Annotated in this window: 23 protein-coding genes; 13 read left to right on the top strand and 10 right to left on the bottom strand. The window is 67.0% G+C overall.

What is annotated here, in order from left to right; translation table 11 throughout:
* Positions 1-26 precede the first annotated feature (26 nt).
* From ACXAD2_RS21525 to ACXAD2_RS21500, 6 genes are all read right to left on the bottom strand, one after another.
* Positions 27-1,058 carry a siderophore-interacting protein gene (locus tag ACXAD2_RS21525; RefSeq protein ID WP_475174522.1) on the bottom strand — a complete coding sequence of 344 codons (1,032 nt, stop codon included), beginning with the start codon at positions 1,056-1,058 and terminating at the stop codon, positions 27-29.
* Between the two features lie 19 nt (positions 1,059-1,077).
* Positions 1,078-1,869, bottom strand: coding sequence for an ABC transporter ATP-binding protein (locus ACXAD2_RS21520; protein WP_475174517.1), 792 nt, complete (start codon positions 1,867-1,869; stop codon positions 1,078-1,080).
* Positions 1,866-2,843, bottom strand: coding sequence for an iron chelate uptake ABC transporter family permease subunit (locus tag ACXAD2_RS21515; protein ID WP_475174514.1), 978 nt, complete (start codon positions 2,841-2,843; stop codon positions 1,866-1,868). Before ACXAD2_RS21515 ends, ACXAD2_RS21520 begins: the two co-directional genes overlap by 4 nt.
* Positions 2,840-3,826 carry a FecCD family ABC transporter permease gene (locus ACXAD2_RS21510; protein ID WP_475174510.1) on the bottom strand — a complete coding sequence of 329 codons (987 nt, stop codon included), beginning with the start codon at positions 3,824-3,826 and terminating at the stop codon, positions 2,840-2,842. Before ACXAD2_RS21510 ends, ACXAD2_RS21515 begins: the two co-directional genes overlap by 4 nt.
* Entirely contained in the window at positions 3,826-4,854 is a 1,029-nt protein-coding gene (locus ACXAD2_RS21505) for an iron-siderophore ABC transporter substrate-binding protein (RefSeq protein ID WP_475174506.1), read from the bottom strand. Before ACXAD2_RS21505 ends, ACXAD2_RS21510 begins: the two co-directional genes overlap by 1 nt.
* A 160-nt stretch (positions 4,855-5,014) precedes the next feature.
* Positions 5,015-6,085, bottom strand: coding sequence for a zinc ABC transporter substrate-binding protein (locus ACXAD2_RS21500; protein ID WP_475174502.1), 1,071 nt, complete (start codon positions 6,083-6,085; stop codon positions 5,015-5,017).
* Between the two features lie 149 nt (positions 6,086-6,234).
* On the opposite strand from ACXAD2_RS21500, the gene ACXAD2_RS21495 reads away from it, so the two are divergent.
* The 3 genes from ACXAD2_RS21495 to ACXAD2_RS21485 are packed head-to-tail and all read left to right on the top strand — an operon-like array spanning position 6,235 to position 8,287.
* The gene (locus tag ACXAD2_RS21495) at positions 6,235-6,726 is read left to right on the top strand and encodes a transcriptional repressor (RefSeq protein ID WP_475174496.1); all 492 of its coding nucleotides are present in this window, start codon (positions 6,235-6,237) and stop codon (positions 6,724-6,726) included.
* On the top strand, positions 6,723-7,493 hold the full coding sequence (locus ACXAD2_RS21490; protein WP_475174494.1) for a metal ABC transporter ATP-binding protein: 771 nt from the start codon (positions 6,723-6,725) through the stop codon (positions 7,491-7,493). The genes ACXAD2_RS21495 and ACXAD2_RS21490 overlap by 4 nt, the downstream gene beginning before the upstream one ends.
* The gene (locus tag ACXAD2_RS21485) at positions 7,493-8,287 is read left to right on the top strand and encodes a metal ABC transporter permease (RefSeq protein ID WP_164182601.1); all 795 of its coding nucleotides are present in this window, start codon (positions 7,493-7,495) and stop codon (positions 8,285-8,287) included. Before ACXAD2_RS21490 ends, ACXAD2_RS21485 begins: the two co-directional genes overlap by 1 nt.
* Positions 8,288-8,316: 29 nt before the next feature.
* Here the strand turns inward: ACXAD2_RS21485 and ACXAD2_RS21480 are convergent, their stop codons facing one another.
* The 3 genes from ACXAD2_RS21480 to ACXAD2_RS21470 all read right to left on the bottom strand — a co-directional run bounded on the left by ACXAD2_RS21480 (position 8,317) and on the right by ACXAD2_RS21470 (position 12,907).
* A complete protein-coding gene (locus ACXAD2_RS21480; protein ID WP_475174487.1) occupies positions 8,317-10,281 on the bottom strand; it encodes a capsular polysaccharide biosynthesis protein in 1,965 nt (654 codons plus the stop codon).
* Between the two features lie 74 nt (positions 10,282-10,355).
* The gene (locus ACXAD2_RS21475) at positions 10,356-11,501 is read right to left on the bottom strand and encodes a polysaccharide biosynthesis/export family protein (protein ID WP_066101469.1); all 1,146 of its coding nucleotides are present in this window, start codon (positions 11,499-11,501) and stop codon (positions 10,356-10,358) included.
* Positions 11,502-11,596: 95 nt separating this feature from the next.
* Entirely contained in the window at positions 11,597-12,907 is a 1,311-nt protein-coding gene (locus ACXAD2_RS21470; RefSeq protein WP_475174484.1) for a capsule biosynthesis protein, read from the bottom strand.
* Positions 12,908-13,040: 133 nt separating this feature from the next.
* On the opposite strand from ACXAD2_RS21470, the gene ACXAD2_RS21465 reads away from it, so the two are divergent.
* The 10 genes from ACXAD2_RS21465 (at position 13,041) to ACXAD2_RS21420 (ending at position 19,376) form a co-directional block, all read left to right on the top strand.
* Complete coding sequence (locus ACXAD2_RS21465) at positions 13,041-13,628, top strand: riboflavin synthase (RefSeq protein WP_475174481.1); 588 nt, start codon at positions 13,041-13,043, stop codon at positions 13,626-13,628.
* 183 nt (positions 13,629-13,811) lie between these two features.
* Positions 13,812-13,967 carry a hypothetical protein gene (locus tag ACXAD2_RS21460; RefSeq protein ID WP_475174478.1) on the top strand — a complete coding sequence of 52 codons (156 nt, stop codon included), beginning with the start codon at positions 13,812-13,814 and terminating at the stop codon, positions 13,965-13,967.
* A gap of 40 nt (positions 13,968-14,007) precedes the next feature.
* Complete coding sequence (locus ACXAD2_RS21455; RefSeq protein WP_475174475.1) at positions 14,008-14,931, top strand: cation diffusion facilitator family transporter; 924 nt, start codon at positions 14,008-14,010, stop codon at positions 14,929-14,931.
* 110 nt (positions 14,932-15,041) lie between these two features.
* Complete coding sequence (locus ACXAD2_RS21450) at positions 15,042-15,668, top strand: ATP-dependent Clp protease proteolytic subunit (RefSeq protein ID WP_066101458.1); 627 nt, start codon at positions 15,042-15,044, stop codon at positions 15,666-15,668.
* 156 nt (positions 15,669-15,824) lie between these two features.
* Positions 15,825-17,090 carry an ATP-dependent Clp protease ATP-binding subunit ClpX gene (gene clpX, locus ACXAD2_RS21445; protein WP_066101455.1) on the top strand — a complete coding sequence of 422 codons (1,266 nt, stop codon included), beginning with the start codon at positions 15,825-15,827 and terminating at the stop codon, positions 17,088-17,090.
* Between the two features lie 87 nt (positions 17,091-17,177).
* Positions 17,178-17,720, top strand: coding sequence for a hypothetical protein (locus ACXAD2_RS21440; RefSeq protein WP_475174468.1), 543 nt, complete (start codon positions 17,178-17,180; stop codon positions 17,718-17,720).
* Positions 17,721-17,726: 6 nt separating this feature from the next.
* Positions 17,727-18,089: a RidA family protein gene (locus ACXAD2_RS21435; protein WP_066101449.1), complete on the top strand. Its 363-nt coding sequence runs from the start codon at positions 17,727-17,729 to the stop codon at positions 18,087-18,089.
* Positions 18,090-18,170: 81 nt separating this feature from the next.
* Positions 18,171-18,554: an NADH:ubiquinone oxidoreductase subunit NDUFA12 gene (locus ACXAD2_RS21430; RefSeq protein ID WP_066101446.1), complete on the top strand. Its 384-nt coding sequence runs from the start codon at positions 18,171-18,173 to the stop codon at positions 18,552-18,554.
* Positions 18,555-18,558: 4 nt separating this feature from the next.
* Complete coding sequence (gene mlaD / locus ACXAD2_RS21425) at positions 18,559-19,008, top strand: outer membrane lipid asymmetry maintenance protein MlaD (RefSeq protein WP_475174464.1); 450 nt, start codon at positions 18,559-18,561, stop codon at positions 19,006-19,008.
* The gene (locus ACXAD2_RS21420) at positions 19,005-19,376 is read left to right on the top strand and encodes a DUF2155 domain-containing protein (RefSeq protein WP_475174459.1); all 372 of its coding nucleotides are present in this window, start codon (positions 19,005-19,007) and stop codon (positions 19,374-19,376) included. Before mlaD ends, ACXAD2_RS21420 begins: the two co-directional genes overlap by 4 nt.
* Here ACXAD2_RS21420 and aat read toward each other — a convergent pair.
* Positions 19,340-19,975, bottom strand: coding sequence for a leucyl/phenylalanyl-tRNA--protein transferase (aat, locus tag ACXAD2_RS21415; RefSeq protein WP_475174452.1), 636 nt, complete (start codon positions 19,973-19,975; stop codon positions 19,340-19,342). The genes ACXAD2_RS21420 and aat overlap by 37 nt on opposite strands.
* Between the last annotated feature and the right edge of the window lie 53 nt (positions 19,976-20,028).

Below are 20,028 nucleotides of genomic sequence, written 5' to 3'. Positions count from 1 at the left end.
CGCTCTACACCCTTACGCACCGGACCCTAGCCGCTGATCCAATAGGCCGAGAAATAGCCACGCTCGCGCGGCAGCCCGAGGTCTTTGAACCGCGCCTTCGCCGCGCGGACGATGGATTTTTCCGCGGCGACCCAGACGAAGAGCCCATCCTCGATCTCGGTGATCCGCGCCAGCGCGGCGCCGAGGCCGCCCTCTGCGCCGCGAGGGATCCAGTAAAGTTCCATGCCTGAAGGGCAGGCCAGTTCGGGACGGTCGGCCTGCGATCCGGTCTCGATCATCACCCGGCCTTGGGTGCCCGCGGGCGCCCTTTCGAGGATGCGCCGGATGGCGGGCAGGGCGGTCTCATCCCCGGCGAGCAGAAGCCGCTCGCTTGTTGGAAAATCGCCGCCGCCCGGCCCCATGACGCCGACGGTGGTGCCGGGCTGCGCCTGCCGCGCCCAGTTGGTTGTGCGCCCGCCCTCATGTTCGAAGATGTCGAAGGCAAAGCGCCCGCGCGCGGCATCGAGCCAGACGAACGTATAGGCGGCGCGGTGCAGGGCGCAGGCCCCATCGGGCCAGATCGTCCGCCCCTGCGCGGTCAGTTCCGGCCAGCGCGGCTGCGTGTCCTCGGGGGGCAGCAGCAACGAGAAATGCATCCCGCCTTCAGAGAGTGCCTCGATGCCATCGCAGGCCATCTCGATACGCAGGAAGTTCGGCGTGATGCGCCGTGTGCCGATCACCGTGGCAAGGTGGAAGTTGGGCGGGGTCTTCGCCTCGCCGACGCCGCTCCAGGCCATGCGCGCGCCGGCGTCGGGCAGCAGTTGGTCGAGCATGTAGTTCACCGTCTCGCGCCACTGGTGCAACGGCACATCCCCATCGGCAGCGATCTCGACATCGAAACCGCGCCGATCCACCCGCAAGGCAACCTCGGCGCCGGTGGCGTTGACCTTCAGGCGGCGACCTTTGTGCTCGTAGGGGATGCCGTATTCATCAAGGCGGGCGCGCAGATCCGGCACGAACTGCGCGGGAAGCGGGCCGTCAAAGCGGCTCGATGAGGTGGCGCGGGAAGGGGTGGCCATGCGGCGATCTCCTTTCGGCTCAGAGCGGGATGATCATCGGCGTGCCGGTCACCGGGTCGGGATCGACGCGGGCGGCAAGGCCAAAGGCGGTCTGCAGGTTGGCGGGGGTCAGCACCTCCCAAGGCGTGCCGGTGGCCACGAGCCCCGCCCGCCCCAGCAGCACCAGCCGGTCCGAGAAACGTGCGGCAAGGTTGAGATCGTGCAGCACCGAGATCACCGTCAGCCCGGCCTCGCGGTTGCGCCGCCGCAGCAGCGCCAGAACGTCGATCTGATGCACGAGGTCGAGATAGGTGGTCGGCTCGTCGAGCAGCAGCAGCGGCGCGCTCTGCGCCAGAACCAGCGCGATCCATGCCCGTTGCCGCTGCCCGCCGGACAGCTCGCTCAGCGGGCGCTCGGCAAGGGCGGTCATCTGCACCGCCTCCAGCGCCTCGGCGCAGGCGCGGGCATCGGCGTCGCGCCATGGGGTGAAGAGGCCGCGCCATGGCGTCCGCCCGCGTTTCACCAGATCGGCAACGGTGATCCCCTCGGGGGCAATCGGCGCCTGCGGCAGGATTGCCAGTTCGCGGGCCAGCGCGCGGGTGTCACGGCGGTGGATGTCTTCGCCGTCGAGCAGGACGCGCCCGGCGCTTGGCTGCAGCAGTCGCGCCATGGCCCGCAGCAGGGTGGATTTGCCGCAGCCGTTCGGCCCGAGGATCGCGGTCATCTCGCCGCGGGGCAGATCGAGCGACAGCTCGCGGATCACCGGGCGCTCGGCATAGCCCAGCGACAGGGCATCGGCCCGCAGGCAGGCGGGGGCGGCAGGTGAGGTCATAGCTCGCCTTTCTCCATTTCGCGCGACAGGCGCCAGAGCAGATAGGGGGCGCCCAGAAGGCCGGTCATCACGCCGGTGGGCAGCTGGATGCCGGGCAGGGCGGCGCGGGCGGCAAGATCGGCCAGCACCAGCACAAGGGCACCAGTGGCCGCCGCGGCAAGAAGCCGGGCATGGAGCTGGCGCGCAGCGACGAGGCGTATGCCCAGCGGCCCGGCCATCAGCGCGACAAAGGGCACAGGCCCGGCGACCGCGACGCCCGCCGCAGCGAGCAGCACGCCTGTTCCCGCCAGCGCCAGCCGTGCGGCTCCGACCCTCAGGCCCAGTCCCGCCGCCAAGTCCTCGCCCAGCTGCAGCGCCGCCAGTAGGCGCATCTGCGCCAAGGCCAGCGCGCCCAGAACGCCGCCCACCACCCAGACTTGCAGCGCATGGCTCCAGTCGCGTGCGGCCAGCGAGCCGGTGAGCCAGCGCTGCGCCTCGGCGGCTTGGGTATGGGGTAGCAGGGTGAGCAGAAAGCTCGACAGCGCCGAGGCGACAAAGCCGACGCCGAGACCAACGAGGATCATCGTCAGCGGCGGCGTCGCATGGCCGCGGCGGTGCGATAGCGCCACCACCAAAAGCGCCGCCAAGAGCCCGCCGCCCGCCGCGATCAGGGGCAGCGGCAGGCTGAGGCCAAGCGCGATGGCGGCGATGATCGTCAGCCCGGCGCCCGAGGTGAAGCCCATGATGTCGGGCGCCGCCAGCGGATTGCGAAAGAGGCTCTGGAACAGCGCGCCCGACATACCCAGAACCGCCCCTGCGCCAAGCGCGGTCAGCACCCGCGGGCCGCGGATCGTGCCCAACACCAGCGCGCCCGGCCCCTCGCCGGTGCTCAGCCCCTGCCAGAGCAGCGCAGGGCTCAGGCGAACCTGCCCAAGCGCCAGCGCGGCCAGTGTGGCGGCAAGCAGCAGCAGGCCAAGGGTCAGCGCGCCCTTCATGCGCTGGCTCCGGGGCGCAGGCGGCGGGCGACCCACATGAAGACCGGGCCGCCGATCAGCGCTGTCATGATCCCGGCGCGCACTTCGGCGGGCGGCATCACCACCCGGCCCAGCGTGTCGGCCAGCAACAGCAGCGTCGCGCCGATCAGCGCCGAGGCGATCAGCGCGCGGCGCAGCGAATGGCCCGCGACGATCCGCGCCAGCGGCGGCACCATCAGCCCGAGGAAGGCGATCGGCCCGGCGACGGCCACAGCCGCCCCGGTGCAGAGCGTGACCACAGCCAGCGCCGCCGTCTGAACCCGGCGCGGCTTGGTGCCCAGCCCGCGCGACAGGGCAGAGCCCAGCGAGAGCGCCTCAATCTGCGGCGCCATGGCCAGCGCGAGCGCACCGCCAGCGGCGGCAAGCAGCGCCATTTCTGCCAGCGGGCGGCTCGCGGCTTGCGTCAGCGAGCCCGCGACCCAGAAACGGAAGAGATCGAGCGTGTCCTGCCGGATCAGCACGATGGCGGTGACCAGCGACAGCAGCAGGGCATTGAGCGCCGCGCCCGCCAGCGTCAGCCGCACCGGACCGACATCACCGCGCAGCCCGCCGCCGAGGATGAACACCAGCGCCGAGGCCAGCGCCGCGCCCGGAAGGCTCAGCAGCGCGACCGAGGCCTGATCGGAGCGGCCGAGAAGCGTCGCGCCAAGCAGCAGCGCAAAGGCGGCACCGGAGTTCACTCCCAAAAGACCGGGGTCGGCCAGCGGGTTGCGGGTCATCACCTGCATGATCGTCCCGGCGATCCCCAGCGCCGCCCCGGCGATCAGCCCGGCAGCCATGCGCGGCAGGCGGATCGCGGCCAATGTCACATGATCGGGGTTGGTGGGGTCAAAGCTGTGCAAGGCCTCGAGCGCTATGGCGAGGCTGACCGGGCGCGCGCCCACCGAAAGCGCCAGAGCCAGCGTCAGCAGCAGCAGCGCCAAGAGCCCGAACAGGCGTAGCATCAGAGCAGACCAGCCTTTGCGGCGCTCGGCACGGCGGTGCTGGGATCGCCGTCGAGTGCGGCGGTGAGCTCTGGCTCAAGCTGGGTCAGCGCGAAGGGCATCGACAGCACACTGCCAAAGGACAAAGCGCCTGCCATCACCTCGCCGCAAAAGACTTCGCGTCCCTCGGCGTTGGCGCGCAGCGTCCGCCGCATGGCGAGCGAGGCGAGGTCGGCGGCCTTCGCTTGGCTCGAGAGCCAGATCAGCAAATCCGCGTCCAGCGGCGACAGATCCTCGGGCGAGAGCGCGGTGTAAAAGCCGTCGGCAGAGCTGATCGCCTCGAGCGCCTGCGGCTGACGAAAACCCATCTCTTGCAAGAACTGCACCCGCGCATCGCCGCCGGTGAAGGCGCTCGTCTGACCGCCGTCATGTGCCGCGCAGGCGGCGGTCTGTCCTTGCCAGTCGGGGTGCCGGTCGCGGAAGGCGGCAAAACCGTCCGCGACGCTGGCGATCAGCGCCTCGGCTTTCGCCTCGGTGCCGGTCGCGCGGGCAATCATCCGCAACTCGGCGTCCCAAGGCATGCCATAGGTCGGATATTCCGGCGCCTGCATCAGCACCGGCGCGATCTGCGACAGCAGCGCGTATTCCGCCTCGGAGATGCCCGAGCCGATGGCGACGATGAGATCGGGCGCAAGGCTGGCGACGGTTTCGATGGACACTTCGCCAGTCATCAGCGCCGGCGTTGCCTCTCCGAGCAGCGGCTGCGCCCAGGGCCAGACGCCGTGGGGGTAATCGCCATACCAATAGCGGATCGCCTGCGGCACGATCCCAAGCGCCAGCAGGCTGTCCTGCGTCGTATAGCCCAGCGAGACGACACGCTGGGCCGGGGCCTTGAGCACGGTCTCTCCATAAGCGTGCTCGAAGCGGAGCGTGTCTTCACCCGCGCGCAGCTGCGGCGCGATTAGCAGGCTGCCCGTCCCGACAAGAGTGCTGCCCAAAGCGCCGCCCAGAAAGCCGCGACGGCTGAAATCGGTAAGGCGGGTTCGCATGGGGACTCCTTGGATCGTAGGCGCAACAGGGGTCTGACGCCCAGTGTTCGCGAGCGCACCGCGGCGCGCTGTATCCAAGCTAATTAGTCGGGATTTTCGCAAAGGAAAACCCCCTTCACCGTCAAGGTGAAGGGGGCTGCTTCGGTTCCGGGCGCGGAGCTTATTGCGCTGCGCAGTCGGCCACGCTTTGTGCCAGCGAGGTGATAAGCGCCGGGTAGAACTCTGCGCCGAGGTCGAGCGACTGGCCCAGCGGGTCAAGCTCGGCCACCGGCGTATCCGCACCTTCGGTTACGGCGGCGATGAGGCGCGGATCGAACTGCGGTTCGGCAAAGACGCAGGCGGCATCGGCCCCTTGCAGCGCGTCGCGCAGCGCATCCAGACGCGCGGGGCTGGGCGCCGTGGCGTCCGACAGAGAGATCGCGCCGAGGACCTTCAGTCCAAAGCTGTCCTCGAAATATTGAAACGCATCGTGGAAGACGACGAAGTTCTTATCCGTGGCGCCGGCGAGCAGGTCTTGGGCTTCGGCGCGCGCCTCGGCGATGCGGGCGGCGGCAGCCTCGGCATTGGCGGCATAGGTGTCGGCATGCTCGGGGTCGGCCTCGGACAGGGTCTGCGCGATCAGCGGCAGCCATGTGGTGGCGTTGTCCACCGACAGCCAGACGTGCGGGTCGTCGCCGTCATGATGGTGCGCGTGGCCCGCTTCGTGCTCGTGCTCGTCGTGGTCATCGTGGTCCGCGTGATCATCGTGGTCGTCATGCGCTTCATCATGACCATGCTCGTCGTGCTTGTGCTCGTGCTCGTGCTCGTGCTCATCATGGTCGTCGTCACCGTGCTCATCATGGCCCTCGTGCCCATGCTCATGCGCCTCCGCGCCCGGCTCGGCAAAGAGCACGTCGTTGCGGGCCTGCAGGTGCAGCGTGCCGGGAGCGTCGAACAGCGAGACGGCGGCACCCTCCGCAGCAATCGAGTCGATCTTGCGCCCGAGGTCGGGGCTCAGTTCGCCGCCAATCCAGAACACCAGATCGGCGTTCTGCAGGGCGCGCGCTTCGGAGGGTTTCAGCGCGTGGCTGTGCGGCGAGGCGCCCGGCGGGATCAGCAGCTCCGGCTCGCCCAGATCACCCATCACGCTGGCCACCAGCCCCTGCACGGGGGCGATGTCGGTGACCACCTTCGGCACTTCGGCAAAGGCAGGGCTGGCAAGCAGCAGGGCAGGGAGGAGGGAACGGTACATCGGGGCCTCATGCGTCTCGAATTCGGGGAGTGTAGATGTTATAGCATAACAGTAGGCGGGCTTGATACTTTGAACACTATAACATATCAACCCCCATCGGACGCGTGCTTGATCACGCGTTCGGCACGACTGGGATCAGGGGAAGCGACATGGCCGTACATTCCGACGCGCTTGGGTTCACCCAGCACGACCACGCACATTGCCGCGAGCATGCTTTGCAGGCCGCCGAGGAGACCTGCGCCCGCGAGGGGCTGTCGCTGACCAAACAGCGCCGCCGGGTGCTGGAAATTCTGCTGCGCAAGCACCGGGCCATGGGCGCCTATGAGCTGCTTGATGTCCTGCGGGGCGAAGGGCAGGGAGCGCAGCCGCCCACCGTGTATCGCGCGCTCGACTTTCTGGTGAGCAACGGCTTCGCGCATAAGATCGAGCGTCTGAATGCCTTCGTCGCCTGTGCCCATCCGGGGGAGCGCCACAAGCCCGCCTTTCTGCTCTGCCGCTCCTGCGGCGCGGTGGCCGAGATGCCCTCGCAGGCGATCGGCGAGGCGGTGCGCGAGGCCGCCGAAGGGCTGGATTTCGCGCTTGAGCGCATGGTGGTCGAGGCCGAGGGTCTTTGCCCGCTCTGCCGCAAGGCCGCAGCGTGAGCCTCATCGAAGCAAACGCACTGCAGGTCACGCTGGGAGAGCACCCGGTGCTGCAGGGCGTGGATTTCCATGTGGAGCCGGGCGAGATCGTCACCATCGTCGGGCCGAACGGCTCGGGCAAATCGACGCTGCTGCGCACGCTCATCGGCGCGGTGAAGCCGCAGTCGGGCAAGGTGACGCGCAAGCCGGGGCTGCGGCTGGGCTATGTGCCGCAGAAATTGCAGATCGATGCGACGCTGCCGCTGACCGTCGGGCGTTTCCTGTCGCTGCCGCATCGGGTGGACCGCGCCGCGCGGCGCGCCGCGCTGGACGAGGCCGGGGCAGGCACGCTCGAAGACCGGCCCATGGCGGGCCTCTCGGGCGGGCAGTTCCAGCGCGTGCTGCTGGCGCGGGCGATCCTGAGCCGCCCAGAGGTGCTGCTGCTCGACGAGCCGACGCAGGGGCTGGACCAGCCCGGATCGGCTGCCTTCTACCGGCAGATCGAGCAAATCCGCGCGCGGCTCGGCTGTGCGGTGGTGATGGTCAGCCACGAGTTGCACGTGGTGATGAGCGCGAGCGACCGGGTGGTCTGCCTCAACGGCCATGTCTGCTGTCAGGGCCACCCCGAGACCGTCGCGCAGGCGGCGGAGTATCGGGCGCTCTTTGGCACGGGCACCCATGGGGCGCTGGCGCTCTACCGGCACGAGCACAGCCATAGCCACGATCATGACCACGATCACGAACACGGGCACCACGATCACTCTCACCAATCCCACGCGGGGCACTGATGCTGGACGATTTTCTTGTGCGCGCGGCGCTGGCAGGGCTGGGTCTTGCGTTGGCGGCGGCGCCTCTCGGGTGTTTCGTCTCGTGGCGGCGGATGGCCAATTTCGGCGATGCCACCGCCCATGCGGCCATCCTCGGGGTCGCGCTGTCGCTGGCCCTGTCGTTGCCGGTTTTCGCGGGAACGCTGGCGGTGGCGCTGATCATGGCGATGCTGGTCGGCGCGCTGAGCGAGCGCGGTCTTGGCATCGACACGGTGCTGGGAGTGCTGGCCCATGGCGCGCTGGCGATCGGCCTTGTGGCGATCACCTTCGTGCCCGGCGCGCGGCTTGATCTGTCGGCCTATCTCTTCGGTGACATCCTCGCGGTGACGAGGTCCGATCTGCTGGTGATTTGGGGCGGCGCGGCGCTGGTGCTGGCGCTGCTGGTTTGGCGTTGGCAGGCGCTGCTCACCGCGACGCTGTCGCCCGATCTCGCCCATGCCAGCGGCATCGACCCGCGGCTCGAGAGCCGGGTGCTGACGGTGGCGCTGGCGCTGACCGTGGCGGTGGCGATCAAGGTGGTGGGCGTGCTGCTGATCGGGGCGATGCTGCTGATCCCCGCCGCCGCCGCGCGGCCCTTCGCCCGCACGCCCGAGGCGATGGCGCTGCTGGCCACGGGCATCGGCGCCGTGTCGGCACTGGCGGGGCTGCAGGGCGCGTTGCTTTTCGACACGCCGGCGGGGCCGAGCATGGTCTGCGCCGCGACGCTGATTTTCGCGGTGACCGCCAGCCTGCACGGGCTGAAGGCGCGCCGCTGAGCCTTAGCGCCAAAGGTGCGCCCGGCGCGTCAGCGCCAAATGTGAGCCTGCGAGGCCAGAAGGCCCTGCAGTTTCGACAGCAGCCGGTTCGGCAGGCCGGGATGGGGGATCGTGCCTTGTTCCAGCCGCTCGGCGATCACTTCGGGCGTGCAGGGCAGGCCGCTGACCGGATCGCGGTAGCGCGGATAGGCGATGAGCGTGGCGTGGACCAGCGCGGCAAGCTCCGGGCGTGGGCCTGAGAGCCGCCGCGCGGGCACCGGGCCAAGGTCGCGCGTCAGCCCCCAACCGGCATAAAAGGGCGCGCCGAGCGTTGTCACCTTCACGCCGCGCAGCAGCGCCTCGAACCCGGTGAGCGAGGTCATCGTCCAGACCTCCTGCACCTCGCGCAGCAGCGCGCCCATGTCGGCGCCCTCGACGGTCATGTCGGCCCATCGCTCGGGCGCCTCCACCGCGCCTTGGCGCAATCCGGCAGAGACATCGGGATGCGGCTTCCACAGCAGCACCGCCTTGGGGTTGGCGGCGCGGGCGCGGGCGAGCAGATCGGCGTTGCTGCGGCAGTCCGGGCTGCCGCGCAGGATCGAGGCGTCGTCCTCGACCTGCCCGACCACAAGGATGCGGTGCCCGTCGGGCAGGGCGGGCGGCGGCGTGCCGAGGTTGTATTTGGTCAGCCCGCCCGCAGTCAGCCGCTCGATCAGCTTCTCGCTGCGCAGGCGCTGATCGGGGCGCAGCTCGGGCGTGCCGGTGATCAGCGCCTCTAGCCGCGAGGGCCGGGTGGGATCGTAGTAGATACCCAGATCATCCAGCACCAGCGACAGCGGCGGCACCAGTTCGGCGCCAAGCCCGCGCGAGCGTAGAAAGCCGTCTTCCACCCGCACCTCCTTGCCGCTTGCCTTGCCCGCCCATGCCATATGGCGGCGGCCCTCCGCGCGGTGCTTTTCCGCCGTCGCGCCTTCGGCAAAGATCATCGCCTTCTGCCCGCCGAAGAACCCCTGCAGCGGGCGGCGTTTCCACAGGCGCATGCCCGAGGCGACCCAGCCCTGATGGTCCTCGCGCCATGCCCGTGTCTGCGCCTCGAAGGCCCCGAGCGCGTCTTCGAAAGGGCAGAGCTGCGCGCGGCAGGGATCGTACCACGTCGGGTAGAGGATCATGGCGGCGGCGAAAAGCTGGGCACGGGTCAGGCTGCGGCCCCGGCGCGGCAGCGGTGTTTCATCCTGCGTCAGCCCCCAGCCTGCGTAGAAGGGCGTGCCAAAGACCCGCGGCCTGTGCCCCGCGAGGATCGCCTCGAACCCCATTTGCGAGCTGAGCGTATAGACAGCCACCGCACCGTCGAGCAGCGCCCAGGGCGAGACCGCATCGGTGCAAAGGCTGATGCGGCCCTGCGCGTCCTCGGATCCGTAGTGGCCGCCGCGCAGGCCCTGCGCGGTTTCAGGGTGGGTCTTGATGAGGATGCGGGCACCGGGGTTTTCGTCCTGCGACCAGTAGAGCATCTCGAGAAATCGGTTGCGGTCGCCGCCGGAGGCGCGGACCGAGGCGTCGCCCTGCGTCTGGTCGATGATCAGCACATATCCGGGCTCGGGCACGGGCGCGCCGGGGTCAAAGCCGGAATATTTGCTCAGGTGATGTTCCTGCATCCGCGCCATGCCGCCCCGCGCGCGTTCAAGCAAGGCGTGATCGTCGAGCGGGTGGGTGGCCAGAAGCACCTCCAGATCCGAGGGCTGGGAGGCGTCGAAATGCACGCCGCTGCGGTCGATCAGCAGGCCGAGCGGCGGCTCGCCCTTACGACCGGGGTGCAGCGAGCGCAGGAAGGCGTCTTCGATGCGGATGATCTGCGCGCCGGTCTTCGCGGCCAAAGCCTCGCCGCGTGCGGCATAGGGGGACTGGCCCCAGACCCCGATGTGATCCTCGGGCCCCGGCGTGCCCAGCGACAGCCTCCAGCCCGCCTGCGCAAGCATGCCGCGCAGCCGCTCTTGGGTGAAGAAACCCGCGGTCCGCACATAGAGACGCCGGGGGATTTCTCCCCCGGCGCTGCCCTGTCCCTCGTTATATGTATTCAGGGCTTTTATCCGGATCAGCCGCCCGAAACCGCGTCCTGCACGGTCGAGACGGTGGCGATGGCGGTCAGCGTGCCGGTCAGCGCCGAGATCACCTTGCTCCACTGTGCGTAGGGCGCTTCGGTGACGTAGAGCGTGTCCTGATCGCGCACCACGAAGTCGCGCGCCATGAACATGCCGTTGGGTTTGGTCAGGTCGAGCACATAGACCATGCGCTGTGCGCCGATCAGATCGCTGCGGCCCAGAACCTGATTGGCGATGTCCGCGGGCTCGTTGCGGAAGACGAAGACGCCGGTGGGGTCCGAGGAGGTGGGCACGAGGCCGCCAACCTGCGCGATCGCCTCGACCGCCGAGAGCGTCTGCGTCTCGAAGGGGACGCGCGCCTGCGTGCCGGTGGCGCCGAGCGCGGTGAAGGCGCGGGTGTCTTCCTCGACGAGGATGCGGTCGCCGCCGCGCAGCGCGATGTCATAGCGCGGGTCTTTGTAGAGGTCCTGGAACCAGATCTTGCCCTGCTGGCCACCGCGCAGAACGGTGATCTGGGCGATCTCGGGCTGGATGGTGATGCCACCAGCGCGCGCCAGCATCGACGACAGCGTGCGGGTGGGGCGCTCGATGGCATAGACGCCCTGACCGCCGACAGAGCCGACGAGGCTCACGGTCGAGCCGTCACCGGCAAGGCGGCGCACTTCGACCTGCGGGTCGGGGGTCTGTTCTGAAAGCTTGTCGGTGATGATGCGGCGCACGGTTTCAGGCGAGTTGCCCGAGGCCTTGATGCGGCCCGCATAGGGCACGAAGATGAAGCCCGAACCGTCGACCTGCACTTCTTCGAGCGAGGTGGCATTGGTCTCGGCGGCGGCAAGCAGCCCGTCGTCGACGTTCTCCCAGATCGTCAGCCCCAGCGTATCTCCGGGCTGGATCGTGTCGGAGCCGACGACACCGGCGCTCTGGAACTGTTCGGAAAAGCCGAGGGCGGGGACGACGGCGGTGGCGCGGGTCACGCGATCATTGACGCTGACGACGAAGGCATCGCCCTCGCGCATCACCGAACCGGCGTAAATCTCATCTTTGTTGGGACCGACGCGGGGCAGGGCGCAGGATGCCAGAATTGACACTGCGGCCAGAAGGGCGGCGGATTTCGCCCATCGGGAGCGGGACTGTTTCACTGCTCGGTCTCCTCGACCTGTTCTTATCTGCCTGAGCTTTTTGGCGTAAGGTACGAGAATCCGGATTCAAAAACCAGTCCGGGGTTCGCGCGGCGTCAGCGGACCACGCGCAACTGTTGCCGAGGTGCCGCGGTGCCATTGCGCAGCGCATCATAGGGATCATGCGACGAGAGCATCATGTCGACCACCTGCCGCAGCAACTGGCGGCGCCCACGCGAGGCGTAGAACCCGCCCGGAAGCTGGCTCGTTTCAAGCAGATACCGGCGGTAATCCTTATAGGCGCGGCTGTCGGGGCGGGTCGGCAAAGCAAAGAACTCGGCCAGCGGCTGTTCCGACACGAACTCGGGTTTGGCATAGACCGCGCGGCCAAAAGTGCGCAGCGGAATTCCGCGCCAGAGCACCTGCTGACCGGCGGTGGAATTGACCGTGACCGCGCTGCGCGCGTCGTTCAGCAGCTGCGCCAGCTTGCCGCCGGGCACGAAATGCACTCGTCCTTCGATGCCAAGGCGGCGCGCCGAGGCGGCGATCATCCGGCGCAGCGGAACCTGCCCGTTCTCCAGCGGATGCGCCTTAAAGACGAGGTGGTGATGTCCGGGCGCGCCTTTGGCAAATCCTTCGAGCACCAGATCAACGAACTCTGACATGGACTCGAAGGGCGAATGCTGGCGGAAGCTCGAGTCATGCTCGAGCTGCAGCAGCGCGAGGTGATAGGGGAAGCCGCCGCGCCGGATGCGCAGGCTTTCGACAAAGCGTTCGACCCGGGTCAGCGGCATCAGAAGCAGGCGCTTGAGGTAGAGCTGAAACTCGCGCGCCACGGGCAGATCGCGGTGGGCGCGGAAATTGCGGTAGTCGCCGTTCCGGAACATCACGAACCAATGGTATAGCGCGCCATAGAAGATGTGCTGGCGCATGTCGCCCCAATGGCCGGGCGGCAGCGGCGCTTCCATGTCGGACCGCTCGAGCGCGCTGCGCATGTCCGCCACGTCCATGTCCATCAGCCGCGAATGGCCATTGGCGCCGCCGCGTTCGTAGGTCACCCAATAGGGGCGCATGTAGCCTTCCTCGAACACATGCACGCGCAGCCCGCGCCGGCGCGCCTCGGCGATGGCCTCGGCGTGGATCGCGCGGGTGTCGCCATAGAGCACGATATCCGTCACCCGCTTTTCGTCGAGCAGGCCGCGCAGATGCGCAGGCCAGCCCTCGGGTGCTTCGGTGAAGGGCAGATAGCTGGCACCGTCGAACCAGAAGGCGCGGTCGCCAGCGTTGAAGCCAACGCGCCAGATCTCGGCACCGGCGCGGCGCAGCATGGCGCCGAGGCGATGAAAGAATGGCCCGTGCGGTCCCTGCAGGAACAGGAAGACGCGCCCGGCCTGTACGGGGTGGGGCTCTGCGGTTGCCATGGTCATGGGCACTCGTTAAGGATCGGCCTACTCGTCATCGGGGATGCCAGCCAATTGGCCGGACAGCTCTCCGTATCGTGATTGTTTGACCAAAATAAGGCCCGTGGCCAGAGCCCTTGGGTCATAAGAGGATCTGCTGATGTTCACCGGTATCGTCACCGACATGGGGGAAATCCGCGCGCTGGAGCAGGCGGGCGATCTGACCGCGCGCATCGGCACCTCCTACGACACTGCGGGCATCGAGATCGGCGCGTCGATCGCTTGCGACGGCGTCTGCCTGACGGTGGTGACGCTGGGCGAGGATTGGTTCGACGTGCAGATCAGCGCCGAGACCCTGTCGAAGACCAACCTTGGCACATGGCAGCAGGGCAAGCGCGTCAATCTGGAACGCGCGCTGAAGGTCGGCGACGAGCTTGGCGGTCACATCGTGTCGGGCCACGTGGATGGGCTGGCCGAGGTGGTCTCGATTCAGGACGAGGGTGACAGCACCCGCGTGCAGCTGCGCGCGCCGGACGACCTGGCGAAATTTATCGCGCCCAAGGGCTCGGTCGCGCTCAACGGCACCTCGCTGACGGTCAACGAGGTGCAGGGCTCGGTCTTTGGCATCAACTTCATCCCCCACACCAAGGAAGTGACCACATGGGGCGGGGTGAAGCTTGGCGACAGCGTCAATCTCGAGATCGACACGATGGCGCGCTACGTCGCCCGCCTGCAGGAGATGAGCTGACCCTCCGTAGGTGGGCCGGCACAGAGCCACGCCTGCGTGGCCCTTTCGATGCCATCTGATCGGGCGGTCGCGCGAACGTGAGGCCTTGTCCTTACGTCTTTTTCCGCCCTCGTCTGGTCATCGCGCCATCGCGCTCCATATCCTTGGCAGCCCCCGGGCAGAACTGACCAAGGAAGATGACGCATGAATTTTCGCCACTGGATTGTCTGTATCGCCGCGCTTCTGGCGCTGACTGCGGCGCTCGGGCTGTTTCCAGAGGGCGACAGGCGTGATCCCAGCTTCGAGATAACCCGCGTTCTGCATGTGGACGCACCTGTCGAGAGCGGCGCGCACCTGTGATCTGCTTGACCTCGGCACCGCAGCGGTCCCTGATGCAGGCATGAGTCACGGTCATCACCACCACCATCATCACCATGTAGACCCCGAGGCTGGCGACGCGCGTATGGCGATCGCGGTCGGGGTGAACATGTTGCTGACCGTCGCCCAGGTCGTCGGGGGGATCCTCTCGGGCAGCCTCGCGATGATTGCTGACGCGCTGCATAATTTCTCGGACGCGATCTCGCTGGTCATCGCGGCGCTGGCGCGCAAGATCGCGCGGCGTCCGGCCAACGCCGAGATGCCCTTTGGCTACGCGCGGGCCGAGACGGTGGCGGCGCTGATCAACTACACCACGCTGATCGTCATCGGCATCTACCTGATGATCGAGGCGGTGCTGCGCTTCCTCTCGCCCGAGCCGGTGACCGGCTGGATGATCGTGGTGATCGCCGGGGTCGCGCTGGTGATCGACGTGACCACCGCGATGCTGACCTACGCGATGTCGAAGGACAGCCAGAACATCCGCGCGGCCTTTTTGCACAATGTGGCCGACGCCATGGGCTCTTTGGCGGTGATCCTCGCGGGCACGCTGATCCTGCTCTTCGGCTGGACCTGGGTCGATCCGCTGGTGACGCTGCTGATCGCGGGCTACATCCTGTGGATGGCGCTGGCCGAGATCGGATCGGTGATCCGCGTGCTGATGCTGGGCAGCCCGCCGGATATGGTGCCCTCGGCGGTGCTTGAGGCGGCGCAGGAGATCGACGGCGTGGCGGGGCTGCACAAGGCCCATCTTTGGCAGATCGACGAGCACACCACCGCGCTGCAGGCGCATCTGGTGGTCGACGAGGGCGCATGGGCGCGGGCGGATGGCATAAAACGTGCTGTGAAGGACGAGATGCAAACCCGCTTTGGACTGACACAGGTAACACTTGAACTCGAATGCAGCCGGCACAGTTGTGCGGCTCCGCAGGACTGGGGCGGGGCCTGAGGCGGCGAATTGGCGCTCCGGCCCTTGCAGCCCCCCAGACCCGATACTAAAACTCGCTTAACGCGCGCGCGATAGGCACCATTTGGAAAAGACACAGCAGGCAGGCGACGATGAAAGATCCTTTTGAGACATACATGAACACCCTCGTTCCCATGGTTGTCGAACAGACCAGCCGCGGCGAACGGGCCTACGACATTTTCTCGCGCCTGCTGAAGGAGCGGATCATCTTCCTTTCGGGGCCCGTGCATGACGGGATGTCCTCGCTGATCGTGGCGCAGCTGCTGCACCTCGAAGCGGAAAACCCGAGCAAGGAAATCTCGATGTACATCAACAGCCCGGGCGGCGTTGTGACCTCGGGCCTGTCGATCTACGACACGATGCAGTACATCAAGCCGAAGGTCTCGACGCTGGTGATCGGTCAGGCGGCCTCGATGGGCTCGCTGCTGCTGGCCGCCGGTGAGCCGGGCATGCGCTTCTCGCTGCCCAACAGCCGCGTCATGGTGCACCAGCCCTCGGGCGGCTACCAGGGCCAGGCGACGGACATCATGATCCACGCCGAAGAGACGCTGAAACTGAAGAAGCGCCTCAACGAGATTTACGTGAAGCATTGCGGCCGCACCCTCGAGGAAGTCGAGCGGGCGCTCGAGCGCGACAACTTCATGTCGCCCGAGGACGCAAAGGCCTGGGGCCTGATCGACGAGATCGTCGAAAAGCGCGGCGGCACTGACGAAGCGTAAGCTTTACCCTTTGCCGCGCGCGATCCCGCGCGCGGCAATTTTGACATTGTGGACCGGAAAGCCCTGTCTTAGACTTTCCGGACTAGGCAGAGACGATAGGCCTTGTTGGGGCAACGGCCCTGACGCTTGAAACCCAAAGGCCTGGAAAGGTGTGATATGGCGACGAACTCCGGCGGCGACAGCAAGAACACCCTGTATTGCAGCTTCTGCGGCAAGAGCCAGCACGAGGTACGCAAGCTGATCGCGGGACCGACCGTCTTCATCTGCGACGAATGTGTCGAGCTCTGCATGGACATCATTCGTGAGGAAACCAAGGGCGCTGGCCTGAAATCCTCCGAAGGTGTGCCCACGCCGCGCGAGATTTGCGACGTGCTCGATGACTACGTGATCGGCCAGATGAAGGCCAAGCGCGTGCTCTCGGTGGCAGTGCACAACCACTACAAACGGCTCAATCACTCGCAGAAAAGCGGTGATATCGAGCTGGCGAAATCCAACATCCTGCTGATCGGCCCGACCGGCTGCGGCAAGACGCTGCTGGCGCAGACGCTGGCGCGCATTCTTGACGTGCCCTTCACCATGGCCGACGCGACCACGCTGACCGAAGCGGGCTACGTGGGCGAGGATGTCGAGAACATCATCCTGAAGCTGCTTCAGGCAAGCGAGTATAACGTCGAACGCGCGCAGCGCGGCATCGTCTACATCGACGAGGTCGACAAGATCACCCGCAAGTCCGAAAACCCCTCGATCACCCGCGACGTGTCGGGCGAGGGCGTGCAGCAGGCGCTGCTGAAGCTGATGGAAGGCACCGTGGCCTCGGTTCCGCCGCAGGGCGGCCGCAAGCATCCGCAGCAGGAATTCCTGCAGGTGGATACCACGAACATCCTGTTCATCTGCGGTGGCGCCTTTGCCGGTCTCGACCGGATCATCGCGCAGCGCGGCAAGGGCTCTGCCATGGGCTTTGGCGCCGATGTGCGCGACCCCGAAGAGCGGGGCGTCGGCGAGGTGTTCAAGGACCTCGAGCCCGAGGATCTGCTGAAATTCGGCCTGATCCCGGAATTCGTTGGCCGTCTGCCGGTGATCGCAACGCTGGAAGACCTCGATGAGGACGCGCTGGTCACCATCCTGACCCAGCCCAAGAACGCTCTGGTCAAACAGTACCAGCGCCTGTTCGAGATGGAGGACAGCCAGCTGACCTTCACCGACGACGCGCTGCTGGCCATCGCCAAGAAGGCGATTGCCCGCAAAACGGGTGCGCGTGGCCTGCGTTCGATCCTTGAGGGTATCCTTCTGGACACGATGTTCGAGCTTCCGGGCATGGATGACGTGACCGAGGTGGTGGTGAACGAGGAATCGGTCAATGCTGATGCTAAGCCGCTCCTGATCTACGCAGATCCCAAGAAAGAACCTGCGTCGGCCGGGTAAGGCAGTGTGATGAGGTAACACCGGTATCAGTTCATGGCCTGGATCGTAGCCCAGCTTGTTCAGAACGCTTTGAGGATGCTTGCCGTCGTGGCAGGCATCTTCTTTTTGGGGGGATGGGCGTGGTTCGCCTATTTCGCGGGTCGAGAGGCCGAGGCACGTAGCCTGCCGATGGCGGGCGCGGGCCTGCACACGCAGGGCGGCGGCAAGGGCGCGGCAGGCGCGGGGCCTTCGTCCTCGGATGAAGACATCCTTGCGGGCAAGCTCTTTGGTGGCCTCCTGCCGGTCGAGGCGGTGCTGGCCAGCAAACCCTACGCCGATGCCATGGATGGCGGCTGCACCTATGCGATCATCCGGACCGGGGGCGGCATCGCCCAGACCCCGCCGACCTCGGGGGTCGGCAGTGCATGGTGGGAACGCTTCGGCGGCGACTGGCGGCAGACCCCGTCGATCGGCACCGGGCGCGAGCCTCTCGATGCGTGCAGCGGTGAGTGGGATGTCGCATTGGCCGAAGAATTGCGGCAGGCTCTGGACGCGCCGGGCAATTGGTATATGCGCGATGGCGTGGGGACGGATCTCCACATCTATTCCGCAACCGACCGGATCGCCGCGCGCATCCGGTATGGAGACTGACAGATCATGACAATCAGGCGTATTTCGTCCGGCGGCGAGTTCGAGGCGAAGATCGGGTACTGCCGCGCGGTGGTCGCCGGCGGTTTCGTGCATGTGGCCGGAACGGTGGGGCAGGGCGACACGGTGGTCGATCAGTGCCGCGCGGCGCTGGCCACCATCGAAAAGGCGCTGGCTGAGGCCGGAGCGAGCTTTGCCGACGCGGTGCGGGTGACCTACTACCTGCCCGACGCATCCGAGTTCGAGCCCTGCTGGCCGCTGCTGCGCGAGGCCTTCGGTGCCAACCCTCCGGCGGCGACGATGATCGAGACTGCGCTGATCGATGCGAAATATCGGATCGAGATCGAATTGACCGCATTGGCACCGGCCTGAGCCGTTGCCCCGCGCCGTCGCGGCTGGACCTCGGCGGCGCTTTTGGTCATACACGTGTCAGGACTAAGCGAGGAGTTGTCCATGGGAATTCTCAACACGCTGCTGCGGGCCGTAACCTGGTGGAACGGGGCAACGCTGAACACGCAGCTCTATACCTCTCGCAAGGGCCAGCGCGTCGGCGAGGATGAGCAGGGCAACGTGTTCTACCAGACCAAGGACGGCAAGCGCCGCTGGGTGATGTACAACGGCGAGGCCGAGGCCACGCGCGTGAGCCCCGACTGGCACGGCTGGCTGCATCATACCTTCCCGCATCCGCCGACGGAAAAGCCGCTGGCGCACAAGAGCTGGGAAAAGCCCCATATCGAGAACCTGACCGGCACCGCGCTGGCCTATGCCCCCAAGGGCTCGATCCGCCGCCCGGAACCGGCCCCGCGCCGGGACTACGAGGCGTGGAGCCCGGAATAGCCCCATGACGCACACTGCCACCGAGGTCTTGGTCGGCGGCGTGGTGCTTGCCGGCGCCATCGCCTTTGGCGCCTATGCGGTCAGCGCTACGGGCTTTGCCTTTGGCGGCACCGATGGCTACCCGCTCAGCGCCTCTTTCCGCTCGCTCGAGGGGGTGTCGGTGGGCAGCGACGTGCGGCTTGCCGGGGTCAAAGTGGGCTTAGTGACCGGCATCTCGCTCAATCCCGAAACCTACCGCGCCGACATGACGCTTGCGATGAATGGCGGCGTACAGGTGCCCGACGACAGCGCGATCGTGATCTCTTCCGAGGGGCTGCTTGGCGGAAATTTCGTCGAAATCAGCCCCGGCGGCTCGCCCTTCTACTACGGTGCGGGTGATGAAATCCTCGACACGCAAGGCTCGGTCAGCCTGATGTCGCTGCTGTTCAAATATGTGGCCGGAGGCAGTGAATGACGCGTGTATTTGCAATGATCATGGCGCTGGGGCTTGCGGCCGCGGGCGCTGCAACTGCGCAGCAGGAAGCCACCGAGACGGGCACCGGCGCCACGCTGCGCGGGCTCGACAAACTCACCGGCAAGGTCACCGACATCCAACTGGCCAGCGGCGACAGCACGCAGTTCGGCCGCATCGAGATTGCGCTTGGCGAATGCCGTTACCCCGAAGGCGATCGGGCGGGCGACGCTTTTGCCTTCCTCACGATCCGTGAAGCGGGCAAGACCGATCCGGCTTTCCGCGGCTGGATGATCGCCTCGTCGCCTGCGCTTAATCCGATGGATCACCAGCGTTACGACGTCTGGGTGCTGCGCTGCACCACCTCCTGACCTGACGCGGCCAGTGGTGTTCCGGCTAGATCGGGCGCTACCTCCAAGGCCATGGCAAGCTGCGCCCGGTACTGGTGCCGCGGGATTTCCACCGCGCCCAGAGAGGCGAGATGCGTGGTCAGGAACTGCGTGTCGAAAAGCGTGAAGCCCGCACGGCGCAGCAGGTCAATGAGCCACGCCAGCGCGATCTTGGAGCCATCCCGGCGCCGCGAGAACATCAACTCGCCGCAGAAGGCGCCGCCGATCTCGAGCCCGTAGACCCCGCCGACAAGTTCCCCCTCCATCCAGACCTCGATCGAATGCGCGATGCCGCGGCGGTGCAGCTCGGTGAACAACGCGCGGATTTCTGAGTTGATCCACGTCTCGCGCCGGTCGGCGCAGGCGTCGATCACCCCCTCGAAATCGCGGTCGAAGGTGACCTCGTAGTCATCCTTGCGCAAACGCCGCGCAAGGCTGCGCGAGATGCGGAAGCCTTTCATCGGGATCACGCCCCGCTGGCGCGGATCGACCCAGAAAATCTCGGGGTCGTCGCGATGCTCGGCCATGGGAAAGATGCCTGCGCGATAGGCCTGCAGCAGGATCTCGGGCGTCAGAGTCATGCGGCCCCTCCCCAAAGCTGGGAAGGGGCCGCAAAATGGTGTGCGTCCGCTCT

The sequence above is a fragment of the Salipiger sp. ABN3_019 genome (genome assembly GCF_056158605.1).
Note: the sequence above shows the minus strand (reverse complement) of the source record. Positions and strands in the feature narration are given on the sequence as shown.

What these genes read in the sequence shown, in the direction of transcription:
- ACXAD2_RS21525 (WP_475174522.1), bottom strand. Translation starts at nt 1,058, where the DNA reads ATGGCCACCCCTTCCCGCGCCACCTCATCGAGCCGCTTTGACGGCCCG.
- ACXAD2_RS21520 (WP_475174517.1), bottom strand. Translation starts at nt 1,869, where the DNA reads ATGACCTCACCTGCCGCCCCCGCCTGCCTGCGGGCCGATGCCCTGTCG.
- ACXAD2_RS21515 (WP_475174514.1), bottom strand. Translation starts at nt 2,843, where the DNA reads ATGAAGGGCGCGCTGACCCTTGGCCTGCTGCTGCTTGCCGCCACACTG.
- ACXAD2_RS21510 (WP_475174510.1), bottom strand. Translation starts at nt 3,826, where the DNA reads ATGCTACGCCTGTTCGGGCTCTTGGCGCTGCTGCTGCTGACGCTGGCT.
- ACXAD2_RS21505 (WP_475174506.1), bottom strand. Translation starts at nt 4,854, where the DNA reads ATGCGAACCCGCCTTACCGATTTCAGCCGTCGCGGCTTTCTGGGCGGC.
- ACXAD2_RS21500 (WP_475174502.1), bottom strand. Translation starts at nt 6,085, where the DNA reads ATGTACCGTTCCCTCCTCCCTGCCCTGCTGCTTGCCAGCCCTGCCTTT.
- ACXAD2_RS21495 (WP_475174496.1), top strand. Translation starts at nt 6,235, where the DNA reads ATGGCCGTACATTCCGACGCGCTTGGGTTCACCCAGCACGACCACGCA.
- ACXAD2_RS21485 (WP_164182601.1), top strand. Translation starts at nt 7,493, where the DNA reads ATGCTGGACGATTTTCTTGTGCGCGCGGCGCTGGCAGGGCTGGGTCTT.
- ACXAD2_RS21470 (WP_475174484.1), bottom strand. Translation starts at nt 12,907, where the DNA reads ATGACCATGGCAACCGCAGAGCCCCACCCCGTACAGGCCGGGCGCGTC.
- ACXAD2_RS21465 (WP_475174481.1), top strand. Translation starts at nt 13,041, where the DNA reads ATGTTCACCGGTATCGTCACCGACATGGGGGAAATCCGCGCGCTGGAG.
- ACXAD2_RS21460 (WP_475174478.1), top strand. Translation starts at nt 13,812, where the DNA reads ATGAATTTTCGCCACTGGATTGTCTGTATCGCCGCGCTTCTGGCGCTG.
- ACXAD2_RS21455 (WP_475174475.1), top strand. Translation starts at nt 14,008, where the DNA reads ATGAGTCACGGTCATCACCACCACCATCATCACCATGTAGACCCCGAG.
- ACXAD2_RS21450 (WP_066101458.1), top strand. Translation starts at nt 15,042, where the DNA reads ATGAAAGATCCTTTTGAGACATACATGAACACCCTCGTTCCCATGGTT.
- clpX (WP_066101455.1), top strand. Translation starts at nt 15,825, where the DNA reads ATGGCGACGAACTCCGGCGGCGACAGCAAGAACACCCTGTATTGCAGC.
- ACXAD2_RS21435 (WP_066101449.1), top strand. Translation starts at nt 17,727, where the DNA reads ATGACAATCAGGCGTATTTCGTCCGGCGGCGAGTTCGAGGCGAAGATC.
- ACXAD2_RS21430 (WP_066101446.1), top strand. Translation starts at nt 18,171, where the DNA reads ATGGGAATTCTCAACACGCTGCTGCGGGCCGTAACCTGGTGGAACGGG.
- mlaD (WP_475174464.1), top strand. Translation starts at nt 18,559, where the DNA reads ATGACGCACACTGCCACCGAGGTCTTGGTCGGCGGCGTGGTGCTTGCC.
- ACXAD2_RS21420 (WP_475174459.1), top strand. Translation starts at nt 19,005, where the DNA reads ATGACGCGTGTATTTGCAATGATCATGGCGCTGGGGCTTGCGGCCGCG.
- aat (WP_475174452.1), bottom strand. Translation starts at nt 19,975, where the DNA reads ATGACTCTGACGCCCGAGATCCTGCTGCAGGCCTATCGCGCAGGCATC.